Origin of the sequence: Parabacteroides sp. PF5-9, from assembly GCF_029893105.1 — a bacterium.
GTDB lineage: Bacteria > Bacteroidota > Bacteroidia > Bacteroidales > Tannerellaceae > JARXWG01.
Genome location: NZ_JARXWG010000003.1, coordinates 188,473 through 200,513 on the forward strand (window position 1 = coordinate 188,473; position 12,041 = coordinate 200,513).

Sequence of the window (12,041 nt, forward strand, 5' to 3'; positions counted from 1 at the left end):
TTCAACTAACAATCTTACCCAGATAAGTCGAGATTACTTTTCGTAATTGATCTGGATTGATCGGTTTAGAGACATAATCGTTGAATCCGCTCTGTTTAACGCGTTGCTCATCTTCTGCAAAAGCCAATGCCGTCACTGCAATAATCGGAATAAGCGCATTGTCTTTTCTGATCTCACGAGTCGCTTCATACCCATCCATCAGTGGCATTTTGAGATCCATCAGAATAAGGTGCGGATGATATTTATGATACATTTTAACAGCCTCTTCCCCATTATATGCATGAATCAGGTTAAAGTCTTTCAGCATCGACCGGAAAAGCGTATAATTACTGCTGTTGTCTTCGGCGATCAGGATGGTTGTTTGAGAGGAGGACACTTCTGGAAGTTCTTCTTTCAGAGGTTTTTCTTCTTCCTCTTCTTTTGAGTGGTTCAAGATCACTGATTCGGGTAGTGTAAACCAGAACGTAGAACCTTTTCCAAATTCAGATTCAACCCCTATTTCACCATTCATTCGGTTGACAATCGTTTGGCAAATGGACAATCCCAGTCCGGTACCTTGTATAAAACTGTTCAATTTGATAAACCGTTGGAAAACCTTGTCTTTTCCTTCCTGTGTCATGCCGCAGCCGGTGTCGGTGACATAGAAGTACAATTCATTACCCCGGTGACGGTAACCGAACGTGATACTACCCTCTGTGGTAAATTTTATTGCGTTATTGATGAAGTTCGTGACGACTTGTGCCAATCGGTTTTTGTCTGTCTGAATGATGCAGTTCGGTATTTTTTCGGCAAAAGCAATTTCCACCCCATTGGTAATTTTCAACCGGGAAGATTGTTCTATATCCGTAAACAGGTCGTTTACATTGACATCGCTATTCACAAAGTCGAGTGTTCCGGCTTCGATCTTTGCCAGATCGAGGATGTCATTAATGAGTTGAAGCAACAGTTCATTGTTGCTGTTTATTATTTTGACATATTCTTCACGTTCTTCAGCCGATTCAGCCACAGACAGCAGAGCCGAGAATCCGACAATAGCATTTAATGGTGTGCGGATTTCATGGCTCATATTTGCCAGGAAAGCGGATTTCAGGCGATCGGATTCTTCCGCCTTCTCTTTGGCCTCGCGCAGTTCGAATTCGACCATTTTCTGTTTGGTGACATCCTCTTTTTTGGAGACGACGCCCAATACATGCCCTTTTTCATCCAATACAGGTTTTGCCAATACATGGATGTATTTTCCATCTTTGTTGCAATCTTTGGTGACCTCCACTATTCCCTTGGTTTTCATCGCACTAATGATAGTACACTTGTCGCAATAAGGCATTTGCGGATGATCTACTAAAAAGCAATTATTGGGACCATACTGTGGTTCACAGGGGTAGTGGAGTCCATTTTCCCATTTAATGGTATAGTCGGGGTTGATGAATTTAATGGAAGATTCCACATTGTTCATAATCAATTCGTTGTCTTTTTTTAGATCCAACAACCGGTCTTTCAGGTTTTTGGTACGTACTAAAAAGATCAACAACATGATGAGGAAAATAAACAGGATGGTTATGACAATGAGCAGAATTTCATACGTATATTTTGAAAACAAACTCTCATCTTGATTGATTAATAGCGTGTTTGCTGGTAGTTGAGCCTGACTCAGGCCAAATTCTTTTAATTTTTTCGAATCAAAGGTATAGCAGTTGGGTATTGTTTCGATATGAATATCCTCTTTCGCTGTTTCTTTAGATAGTATATGATACGCCTGTAAGGCCAAATCTTTTCCCAGGTTACGGAATTGGGGATAATACCCGCCGATTGCCCAGTGGTTTAACCCCATGGATGTTAAGGAAAAGGCCGGAATGTGCGGATTGGCGCTCATCATCGTATACGTGGCGTTCCCTACAAAATAACCGTCGTTTACATCCACCCGCCATGTTCCAATAAGTATGACTGTCTTGGGAGGGAGTTGACCGATTTGTTCAGCAATGGTATAGATACTATATTTTCGCCCATCAAGAAATATCGGGTTGAGATCAGGAACCTTATTCATCTCCTTTTTGACAAAAGTCTGAAGTGCCAGACCTCCATAGGTGTTGTCCGTTATCAGGGCAATATTTTCTGTGTCGGGATAGAAATCGCGAATGAGCTCCACATTTTTAAGCACATCGTAAGTGTAAAAGAATCCGCCGACGGTATGTCCTTTATCGGTGAAGCTTTGCACATCGACATATGTCGGTTCCCATTCCGGCAGATAAGCGGTTGAGTCCGGCAGGTAGATCGCATTCTGGCTGGTCATCCCACAAATGACAGGCACATCCTCCAAAAGCGGCTCATCCTGGGAGATATAGGCCGACCAGGCCTCTTGTCCTAAAAAGATGATGAGTTTAGGTTTGTTTTTACCCGTATATTTTGCTAGGATATCTTTTAACCGTTCTTTCCACAAGGGGGCTTCAGGCAGGTTTTTACAGTCCATGTTCTCTACCGTAACAATAGAAATGGTATCCCCCAGTTGATTCAACTCTTCATAGAATTCGGAGATATTGGCAGTCGTATTACGATTGTCCGGATTATATGAACTAATAATAAGTATGGGCTGTTTGTCTACGGCATAAATGGTGGAACATGCCATAAAAAACAACCCCATGCATAGTATCATTAAGCGCAAATCACACAAGCGTTTATTGATTGTTTGTATACGATTAACCATTTGCATATAGTTATAAAAACAGGATATACTCCTTGTATTGTAGTGCAAATATGCAAAAAAATTACGAAACAAGGATTAAATCACGATTATTAGCGCTTTTCTAAGGCTTGATTATTAGTGCCTCTTCTAAAAGAATTTCTTCGGGCATGTTCTCTATTTTGTTGTAATCGTTTCTATTTTTTTACCTTTGTTCGCTACTAATAAACTCCAATATGAAAAACCCACAATCAACTACCTGTTTTTCCGGATTTTTAATGCTGATAGGCTTTTCCGGATGTATACCTCCTGAAGCACAAACGTTCGAGCCGATCAATGTTATTTACATTTTGGCTGATGACCTTGGATACGGCGATTTAGGGTGCTATGGCCAGCAAAAAATAAAAACACCGCATATCGACCGGATGGCCAGTGAAGGTCTGTTGTTCACACAACATTATGCCGGTTGTACGGTGAGTGCACCTTCCCGTTGTTCGTTGTTCACCGGATTACATACCGGGCATACGCAGATCCGGGGCAATAAAGAGGTTAAACCGGAAGGACAGGCTCCCATGATTGCAGGCACCTATACCATCGGCCGATTGATGCAAGAGGCCGGTTATGCGACAGGGCTATTCGGTAAATGGGGATTGGGATATCCGGAATCCGAATCCGTGCCCCATACGATGGGGTTCGATGAGTTTTATGGATATAACTGCCAGCGAGAAGCACATAGCTATTATCCCGAGCATTTATGGCACAACGGTGATCGGGTTGTTTTCCCAGAAAACAACGCACAGCAGATGATCACCTATTCACAGGATCTAATCCATCAACAGGCGATGCAATTTATTCAGAGTCATGTGGATAAACCGTTTTTTGCCCTATTGACATATACCTTACCTCATGCCGAATTAAATCTTCCGCACGACTCTATTTATCACTCCTATGAAGCGGCTTTTGAAGAAGTACCGTATACTGGGGGAGGCTACCGTGATTCGGAAAAACCTTATGCCTCTTTTGCGGCAATGGTTTCGCGTTTGGATCACTATGTCGGGGAGATTATGGAACTACTCAAGCAAAACGGCTTGGAGAAAAATACGCTTATTCTGTTTACCAGTGATAATGGTCCGCACCAGGAGGGAGGGGCTAATCCCGATTATTTCCGGAGTTACGGCCCATTGAAAGGAACCAAACGGGCACTTTACGAAGGAGGGATCAGGGTTCCGATGATCGCCTGGTCTCCGGAGCGCGTAAAAGCCGGAGAGCAGACCGACCATCTCAGTGCTTTCTGGGATGTGATGCCTACTTTAGCCGAATTGACACACACCTCCTTGCCGGTCTCTTCCGATGGTATCTCTTTTCTGCCGACCCTATTGATGCAGGGAGAGCAACAACAGCACGATTTTCTGTATTGGGAGTTTCATGAACAAAAAGGGAGACAGGCCGTTCGTTGTGACAATTGGAAATTGATCCGCCAACCGATTGTGGGAGAAACAAAGTTGGAACTATACGATCTGGACAAGGATATTCATGAAGATCATAATCTGGCCGAAGAAAACCCGGAGAAGGTCGCCCAATTGGAACAGTTGATGGATAATGCCCGTACCGAATCGACCTTGTTCGATTTTGGCCGATGACCGGATGAATTTTCAAAAAAAATAGGATCATATATTCGTTTGACAATTGTCAAACGAATATTCTATAATTATCAAATGATTATTCCACAATTGTGAAACGATCATTCGACAATTGTCAAATGAATTCATGTTCAGCAAGTATCTGAAAAATAGGCGGTTGCTTTTTGTGTAAGAATCGGAACGATCAGGGGAGGGTTGATTCGTATTTTTAAAACTTTTATAATATATTTGTTCTCAATTCTTAAATAACAGACCATGATTAAAAAGATAATCGTTACCTATTTATTTTTTGCCGCTTTGCCGGTGATGTCGTATGCTGCTGATGAGGCTCGTTTGTTACGTTTTCCGGCAACGAATGGTGTCGACATTGTTTTCTCCTATGCCGGAGATCTTTATAAAGTGCCTATTGGTGGGGGCGAAGCTCAACGACTAACCGCCCATGTGGGGTATGAGATGTTCCCCCGTTTTTCACCCGATGGTAAAACGATCGCTTTCACCGGGCAATATGATGGGAATACGGAAGTGTTTACCATACCGGTCTCGGGTGGCGAACCGCTTCGCATAACCTATACGGCAACAAATAGTCGCGACGATCTGGGCGACCGGATGGGACCGAATAATATGGTCATGAACTGGCATCCCGACGGCAATCGGATCGTTTATCGTAATCGTCGGGGAGACGGGTTCGTCGGGCAGTTGTATCTGGTCGATAAAGAGGGGGGATTGTCTGATCGTATTCCGTTGCCCGAAGGGGGATTTTGCAGTTATTCTCCGGACGGGAAACAATTGGCGTATAACCGTGTGATGCGGGAGTTCCGTACCTGGAAATATTATAAAGGCGGGATGGCCGATGATATCTGGATCTATAACCGGGATAAAAAAGCGGTTGAGAATATTACGAATCATGAAGCGCAAGACATTATCCCCATGTGGATTGGCGAGGAGATTTATTTTCTTTCAGACCGCGACCGCACGATGAACCTATTTGTTTACAACACAAAAACCAAGCAAACCGCTAAGGTCACGAACTTTACCGATTTTGATATTAAATTCCCAACTGCGCATGGCACAACCATTGTTTTTGAAAAGGGTGGATTTATCTATAAAATGGATAGTAAGACAAAAAATCCGGAAAAGATCCGTATCACGCTTGCTTCCGATAATATTTATGCCCGGAATGAGATCAGAAACGGTGCAGGGTATGTGACTGCTGCCAGTTTGTCGCCGGACGGACAACGTGTGGTGGTGACTGCACGGGGTGAAGTGTTTAATTTGCCCGTAGAGAAAGGGGTAACCAAAAATATGACTCGTTCACCGGGCGCACATGATCGGGATGCGCAATGGTCGCCCGACGGAAAACAGATCGCCTATATCTCTGACATCACGGGAGAAACAGAACTTTATATGCAAGAGGCAACAGGAGGTGATCCGGTGCAGCTGACCCATCATAATGACACCTATATCCGTTCATTTGAATGGAGTCCGGATTCAAAAAAGATACTTTATACCGACCGTAAAAACCGGTTGAATTTATTAGATGTAGCCACCCGGCAGGTCAATACGCTTATGCAGGACGCGTATGGTGAATTCAGGGGCGTTAAATTTTCTCCGGATAATCATTGGTTGACCTATACGCGTATGGGTGATAACCAATATGCGATCGTCTATGTCTATCATATTATAGAAAAGAAGGAATATCCGATCACGGATAAATGGTATTCTTCTTCCTCTCCGGTCTTTAGTGCAGATGGTAAATATTTGATCTTTACTTCGGCCCGTGACTTTAATCCGACATACGGTTCTCTGGAATGGAATCATGTATACAATAATATGAATGGTGTTTATCTGGCGTTATTATCGAAAGATACGCCTTCTCCTTTTATGGCGAAAGATGCGAAAGTGAGTGTCACAGACAATACCAAAAAAGAGGAGACCAAAAAAGAGAATACCCGGAGTGTGACGGTTAAAATTGATCCGGAAGGAATCGCTGATCGGATTATCCAATTGCCGCTTCAGCCTTCACGTTATTATAACTTTTATGCCAATGGCGATAAAGTCTATTATTTCGGGCGTGGTGGGACAAAAATGTATGATCTGAAAAAACAAAAAGAAGAGGATGTGGCCGACGGTGCGAATATGTATGTTGAGCCGGGAAGTAAAAAAGCCTTTTTTATGCGAGGCGGATTGGTTTATGTCACGGATATTCCGACAGGCCGCGCCGACTTAAGAGAGCCGGTCAATATGACCAATATGTCGCTGACAATCGACTATCAGAAAGAGTGGGCGCAGATTTTTGATGAAGCCTGGCGGGCGTTTCGTGATGGATTTTATGTGGATAATATGCATGGAGTTGATTGGAAAGCGATCAAGGTGAAGTATGCTGCCCTGTTGCCTTATGTCAAAAACCGGTTGGATCTGAATTATGTCATAGGGGAAATGATCGGTGAGTTGAATTGTGGGCATGCCTATGTTAATCCGGGCGAATTAGAACGACCCAACCGGATTAAAACCGGATTGTTAGGTGCGGAGATCTCTCGTGATAAGAGTGGTTTCTTCCGCCTGGAAAAAATATTGGCTGGCGCTTCATGGAATAGTGCATTGCGCTCGCCATTGACAGAGCCGGGTATTGAGGCGAAAGAGAAAGAGTTTATTGTGGCCATAGACGGTATACCGACCAACAGTGTGAAAGATATGTATGCATTGTTGGTTGGGAAGGCTGGTGTGCCGACAGAATTATCACTGAACACCACTCCTCAATTAGCCGGAGCCCGCAAGATCGTTATCTCTCCGCTGGAGGAAGAAGAGTCGTTGTATCACTATAACTGGATACAGCAAAATATCCGGAAAGTGGAAAAAGCGACGAATGGCCGGGTCGGTTATATTTATATTCCGGATATGGGGCCGGAAGGGTTAAATGAATTCTCCCGCTATTTCTATCCGCAACTGGATAAAGAAGGGTTGATTATCGATGATCGTGCCAATGGGGGAGGAAATGTATCTCCGATGATTCTGGAGCGGTTGTCCCGTGAGGCTTACCGATTGACTATGCGTAGGGGATCTTCTCTGATTGGGACTGTTCCTGATGCGGTACAGGTCGGTCCGAAAGTGGCGTTGATTAATAAATATTCGGCATCAGACGGTGATCTGTTCCCTTGGGGATTCCGGGCATTAGGGTTAGGTAAATTGATCGGAACCCGTACCTGGGGAGGGATTGTCGGTATCAGTAGTTCACTGCCGTATATGGATGGAACAGATATTCGTGTGCCGTTCTTTACCAGTTATGATCCGAAGAGCGGTGATTGGATTATTGAGAATTATGGGGTCGATCCTGATATTGTAGTCGATAATGATCCGATCAAAGAGTGGAATGGTGAAGATCAGCAATTGAATCGTGCCATTGAAGAGGTGATGAAAGAGTTGCAAAACCACAAATCATTGCCTCAGGCACCTGCTCCACGTGTGTGGAATAAATAAGCAAATGAATTATGAATTATGAGTTATGAATTGTAAATTTAAAGAACATGAATAACCAGTCATAACTCATAATTCATAATTCATAATTGTTTTTATCATGGAGCGTTTCGCAGCAATAGATTTTGAAACAGCAAACAACAAACGCAGCAGTGTTTGTAGTGTCGGGATTGCGATCATTGAAAATGATCTGGTCGTCGATAGTATCTACAGTTTGATTCGTCCTTTACCCAATTATTATACCTATTGGACCACAGCCATTCATGGCCTGACTCCGGAGGATACCAATGACGCGCCTGATTTTGAGGAAGTATGGGCTCCGATAACACCTTTGTTGGAGGATATTCCGTTGGTGGCTCACAACAGTCCGTTTGATGAGGGGTGTTTAAAGGCGGTCTTTCAAGCCTATGATCTGGCTTATCCGAAATATGAGTTTTACTGTACCTGCCGGTTATCCCGCCGTTATTATCCATTTCTGGAGAATCACAAATTACATACGGTCTCGATGTATTGCGGGTACGACCTGACCAACCATCACCATGCGATGGCTGATGCGTATGCCTGTGCACATATTGCTGCGACGATGATGCGTGAAAAAGGGGTGAAGCGGTTGGCGGAGCTATAATTTGTCTCCTGCAATCCGGTCTACGACAACGGCTATGGCGCCATCTCCGGTGACATTGCATGCTGTGCCGAAGCTATCCATGGCAATATATAAGGCAATCATTAACGCTTGAAGTGTCTCGTTAAAACCTAGCATACTCTGCAGAAGGCCTAATGCCGCCATAATAGCTCCTCCCGGAACACCCGGAGCAGCAACCATGGCGATTCCCAGCATCATAATAAAGCCGGTATACTCCATCAGGGTGACAGGCTCGCCGGCCATAATCATGATGGCCATGGCGCAAGCAACGATTTTCATGGTACTGCCCGATAGGTGAATCGTAGCGCATAGTGGAACAGTAAATACGGCAATACTCTCCCGTACTCCATTCTTCAACGTTTGAGTTAAAGTGACCGGAATGGTGGCAGCCGATGATTGTGTACCCAAGGCTGTGGCGTAAGCCGGTAGCATATTCTTTAAAAGGCGAAAAGGGTTTTTGCCACTCACACTTCCGGCAATGCAGAACTGAATCAATAACAGGAGTACATGTAGTACGAATATGACGACAATTACTTTTAAGAACATACCGATAATGCTGGCGACTTGTCCACTAACAGTCATATTCAGAAAGATACCGAAGATATGAAGAGGCAATAAAGGGATTATGGCTACTTTGATTAATAATTCAACGATCTCTTTGAAATCGTTGAACGCCTGTCGTAAAGTCGTTCCGGCAATATGGGATAATCCCAGACCGATCGTAAAGGCCAGAACTAAAGCGGTCATTACGTCCATTAATGGAGGCATGGCTACGGTGAAATAGGGCGTCAACATAAAGTCTTCCGGATTGTCTAATGCGGTAAGCTCTGTACTGACGGATAGTATTTGAGGAAAAATCAAAGAACTGCTGAAATAGGTGAAAAAACCGGAGAAAAGCGTAGATCCATAAGCGATTAAAGCTGTAATCAATAGCAGTCTGCCTGCTCCTTTTCCCAGATCACCAATGGCCGGGGCGACCAATCCCAAAATAATGAGCGGGATTGAAAAAGAGAGGAAATTACCAAACAGGGAATTAAAAGTAACAAACAGGCGTGCGATACTTCCCGGTAGAAACTGCCCAAACAGTATTCCGGCGAGAATCGCAATAATTACTTTGCCTAATAAGGAGACTTTAATCTTTTTCATGGGGCTGATGTATTTTATAACCGGTAGCAGCGATTAATATGCTCATTAACGGACTAATCAGGTTGAAGAAACAATAAGGAAAATAAACAAATGTGGAGACACCTAGCACAGTAGCCTGTGTCATTCCGCAGGTGTTCCAAGGGATTAATACGGAAGTCACTGTAACAGCATCTTCTGTTGTCCGGCTCAATAAACGACTCTCATAACCTTTCTCGGTATAGATATCCGTATACATTTTTCCTGTCAAAATGATGGAGAGGTATTGGTCGGCCGTAAAGATATTCAATAAAATACCCGACATCACTGTAGAAGCAACCATACTGACACGTCGTTTCATGAAACGGATAAAAACAGAAGTGAGACTTTCCAGCATACCACTTGCCGTCATCGCTCCTCCAAAACACATGGCGCATATGATAAGCCAGATCGTATCCATCATACCGGCCATACCCCGGGTCGAGATGAGTTCATTGAGTGCTGTATGGTGTGTCTCTATCTGTGTGTGCCCATAAAAGGAGATCAATAAACCTTTGAATGTGGCTAGAGAATTGCCTTCCGGCATCCCTGATATTTCCTGTAAGAGATGAGGTTGAAAAAATAAGGCAAACAGACCGGCCAAAGCTGCTGATGCAAATAGAGTGATTATCGAAGGTACTTTTCGGGCAATCAGAATACCCGTGATCACCGGTACGGCTAACAACCAGAGTGAAGGATTGAATTTTTCTTTTAAAACAGAGGAAAATAAGTCGACCTGTCCGATGTTTCCCGATTGATTTGTAAAGCCATATAAGGTGAAAATAATCAAAGCGATCAAAAGGGAAGGAACGGTCGTGTAAAGCATATACCTGATATGCGTAAACAGAGGAGTTCCAGTGACGGATGATGCGAGTACGGTGGTGTCTGATAATGGAGAAATCTTATCCCCGAAATAAGCACCGGAAATAATGGCTCCGGCAATCCAACCTGGTGAGAATCCCTGCGCTTCTCCTATACCCATTAAAGCGATTCCGATCGTGGCAATGGTGGTCCATGAACTGCCTGTCATCACCGAGACAATGGCACAAATCAAACAGCTGGATACCAGAAAGAAACTGGGATGAATAATTTGCATACCGTAATAAATCAGTGTCGGAACGACTCCACTAATCATCCAGCTTCCGGCAAGTGCTCCAATCAATAATAAAATGAGAATAGCCGAGGCGACACTTAAAATATTATTGCAGATTGCTTTTTCGATTGTCTTCCATTTGACTTTACCAAAGGTCATGGCCAGTAATGAACAAACAGCTGTTGTCGTTAATAAGACGATCTGACTGGCGCCTCCCAAGGTGTCGTTTCCAAAGACCCGGATTGTAAAGAACAATAAGACAACCAATACTATAACTGGTATCAAGGAGAGGAGTGGAGAGGGTAACTTTTGTGGTTGATTTTCCATGTAATAAATATATCCAAATGCGTATATGATGACAAATCTACACAAAAAATCGAATTGTATCCGTATCTTTGTTCACTATAACATTGAATACGAACTAAAAGGATCGGATGAAACTTATAACTGATATTGCTGAACTAAAGAATGAGATATTGGCAGCCACAATCGGTTTTTTTGATGGAGTTCATTTAGGGCATCGTTATCTGATCAATGATTTAATATCCATTGCCCGTCAAAGAGGGATCCCTTCTGCGGTTATCACTTTTCCTGAACATCCCCGTGCTGTCCTTCATGCCGAATATCAACCCAAATTGCTTAATTCGTATGAAGAAAAAGTAAGTCTGCTTGAAAAAACAGAACTCGATTACTGCATTATTTTGCCCTTTACACCGGAATTGTCTCACTTGTCTGCCGAACAGTTTATCAAAGAAATTCTGGTGGGAGAATTACATCTGAAGACATTATTGGTGGGGTATGATCATCGTTTCGGACACGATCGGACGGAAGGGTATGATGCGTATGTGAACTACGGGAAGCAGTATGGCCTTGAAGTATTGCAATCGACCCCTTATGCCGAAGGTCGTTTAGCTGTAAGCTCTTCAGAAATTCGCCGTTTACTTGTGGCTGGAGAAGTGGAAGATGCTGCACGTCTATTGACATATCCCTATCTGTTAAAGGGGCGTATTGCAGACGGGCATAAGATTGGGCGAACATTAGGTTTTCCTACCGCCAATATTCAATTAAGCGAGCCTTATAAAATTATCCCGGCGATCGGTGTGTATGCCGTGTGGGTCTATCTGGAAGAAAAACGGTATAAAGGGATGTTGTATATCGGTGATCGTCCAACATTGAACAATGGTGATGATATCACATTGGAAGTGCATATTCTGGATTTCTCCGGAGATATTTATAATAATGAAATAAGCGTATCGTTTGTACATTATGTACGTGGTGATATTAAGTTCGACTCTTTGGAAGCACTATCCAAGCAGCTTGAAAATGATCGCGAAACAGTAAGAAAATACCTCTAATCTG

At 43.4% G+C, this 12,041-nt stretch carries 7 protein-coding genes; 4 read left to right on the forward strand and 3 right to left on the reverse strand.

Translation table 11 applies throughout. The features are described from left to right. Position 1 precedes the first annotated feature (1 nt). Entirely contained in the window at positions 2-2,647 is a 2,646-nt protein-coding gene (locus M2135_RS03130) for an ATP-binding protein (protein ID WP_348537101.1), read from the reverse strand. Positions 2,648-2,910: 263 nt separating this feature from the next. On the opposite strand from M2135_RS03130, the gene M2135_RS03135 reads away from it, so the two are divergent. The 3 genes from M2135_RS03135 to M2135_RS03145 all read left to right on the forward strand — a co-directional run bounded on the left by M2135_RS03135 (position 2,911) and on the right by M2135_RS03145 (position 8,410). Further along, positions 2,911-4,314, forward strand: a complete 1,404-nt coding sequence (locus tag M2135_RS03135; protein ID WP_280747137.1) for an arylsulfatase — start codon at positions 2,911-2,913, stop codon at positions 4,312-4,314. A gap of 255 nt (positions 4,315-4,569) precedes the next feature. Next, complete coding sequence (locus M2135_RS03140) at positions 4,570-7,788, forward strand: S41 family peptidase (protein WP_280747139.1); 3,219 nt, start codon at positions 4,570-4,572, stop codon at positions 7,786-7,788. 97 nt (positions 7,789-7,885) lie between these two features. Next, positions 7,886-8,410 carry a 3'-5' exonuclease gene (locus tag M2135_RS03145; protein ID WP_280747140.1) on the forward strand — a complete coding sequence of 175 codons (525 nt, stop codon included), beginning with the start codon at positions 7,886-7,888 and terminating at the stop codon, positions 8,408-8,410. Here M2135_RS03145 and M2135_RS03150 read toward each other — a convergent pair. Next, positions 8,405-9,574, reverse strand: coding sequence for a dicarboxylate/amino acid:cation symporter (locus M2135_RS03150; protein ID WP_280747141.1), 1,170 nt, complete (start codon positions 9,572-9,574; stop codon positions 8,405-8,407). The two genes, M2135_RS03145 and M2135_RS03150, sit on opposite strands and share 6 nt — an antisense overlap. Then, the gene (nhaC, locus tag M2135_RS03155; protein WP_280747142.1) at positions 9,561-11,009 is read right to left on the reverse strand and encodes a Na+/H+ antiporter NhaC; all 1,449 of its coding nucleotides are present in this window, start codon (positions 11,007-11,009) and stop codon (positions 9,561-9,563) included. Before nhaC ends, M2135_RS03150 begins: the two co-directional genes overlap by 14 nt. 107 nt (positions 11,010-11,116) lie before the next feature. Here nhaC and M2135_RS03160 point away from each other — a divergent pair, with 107 nt between their 5' ends. Beyond that, positions 11,117-12,037 (forward strand): bifunctional riboflavin kinase/FAD synthetase, encoded by a 921-nt coding sequence (locus tag M2135_RS03160; RefSeq protein ID WP_280747143.1) that lies wholly within the window; start codon positions 11,117-11,119, stop codon positions 12,035-12,037. The last annotated feature ends 4 nt before the right edge of the window (positions 12,038-12,041 follow it).